This is a genomic window from Acidovorax sp. LjRoot204, assembly GCF_056175785.1.
Genome location: NZ_JBGFFF010000326.1, coordinates 1 through 1616 on the forward strand (window position 1 = coordinate 1; position 1616 = coordinate 1616).

The 1616-nt window shown below is 62.8% G+C and carries 1 protein-coding gene; it reads right to left on the bottom strand.

Features of this window, described 5'->3' with window-relative positions; translation table 11 throughout:
* A partial coding sequence (locus tag AC04MI_RS25045) for an AAA family ATPase (protein WP_476499027.1) occupies positions 1-1616 on the bottom strand: 1616 nt, incomplete at both ends.

Consider the following 1616-nt stretch of genomic DNA (forward strand, 5'->3'; position numbering starts at 1 on the left):
TCCTTGATGTCTTCCGAATCCTGCCCCACCATGGCCTGGATCAGATGCGAGCCGATGTTGCTCGTCATCACGATCACCGTGTTCTTGAAGTCCACGGTGCGGCCCTGGCCGTCGGTCAGGCGGCCGTCGTCCAGCACCTGCAGCAACACGTTGAAGACGTCCGGGTGGGCCTTCTCCACCTCGTCGAGCAGTAGCACGCTGTAGGGCTTGCGGCGCACGGCCTCGGTCAGGTAGCCTCCCTCCTCGTAGCCCACGTAGCCGGGCGGCGCACCGATCAGACGGGCCACCGAGTGTTTCTCCATGAACTCGCTCATATCGACGCGGATCAGGTGGTCTTCGCTGTCAAACAGGAAGCCCGCGAGCGCCTTGCACAGCTCGGTCTTGCCCACGCCCGTGGGGCCGAGGAACAGGAACGATCCAGTGGGCCGATTGGGGTCACTCAGCCCTGAGCGCGAACGGCGAATCGCATTGGCCACTGCGGCAATCGCCTCTTGCTGGCCCACAACACGCTCGTGCAGCTTGGACTCCATCTGCAGGAGCTTGTCCTTCTCGCCCTGCATCATCTTGGCCACGGGAATGCCCGTGGCGCGGCTCACCACTTCAGCGATTTCCTCGGCGCCCACCTGCGTGCGCAGCAGGCGGCGCGTGGCGGGCGCGCCGTCCTTGCCAGCTTCTTGCGCCTGGGCTTCCTTCAACTGCATTTCCAGCTCAGGCAGCTTGCCGTATTGCAGCTCGGCCACCTTGTTGAAGTCACCTTTGCGAGTGAATTCCTCGATCTGAAACTTGAGCTTGTCGATGGCCTCGCGCACATGAGCGCTACCTTGCGCCTGGGCCTTTTCAGACTGCCAGATCTCGTCGTAGTCGGCGATTTCCTTTTGCAGCTTGGTGATCTCCTCCTCGATGAGCGCAAAGCGCTTTTGTGAGGACTCGTCCTTCTCGCGGCGCACCGCTTCGCGCTCGATCTGCAGCTGAATCAGGCGGCGGTCGAGCTTATCCATCACCTCAGGCTTGGAGTCCATCTCGATCTTGATCTTGGMCGCGGCCTCRTCGATCARGTCGATSGCCTTGTCRGGCARGAAGCGGTCSGTGATGTAGCGATTGCTCAGCTCGGCCGCAGCGACGATCGCCGGGTCGGTAATGTCCACGCCGTGGTGGACCTCATATTTCTCCTGCAAGCCGCGGAGGATGGCAATGGTCGCCTCCACGGTGGGCTCGCCGACCAGGATCTTCTGGAAGCGCCGCTCCAGTGCAGCATCCTTTTCGATGTACTTGCGGTATTCGTCCAGTGTGGTGGCCCCCACGCAGTGCAGCTCGCCACGCGCCAGCGCGGGCTTGAGCATGTTGCCCGCGTCCATCGCGCCCTCGCCCTTGCCCGCGCCCACCATGGTATGCAGCTCGTCGATAAAGACGATGGTCTGACCTTCGTCCTTGGCCAGTTCGTTGAGCACGCTTTTCAGGCGCTCTTCAAACTCGCCCCGGAACTTGGCACCCGCAAGCAGCGCGGCCATGTCGAGGCTGAGCACGCGCTTGCCCTTGAGGCTCTCGGGTACTTCGCCCGCCACAATGCGCTGAGCCAGCCCTTCTACGATGGCGGTCTTGCCCTCGCCGGGCTCGCC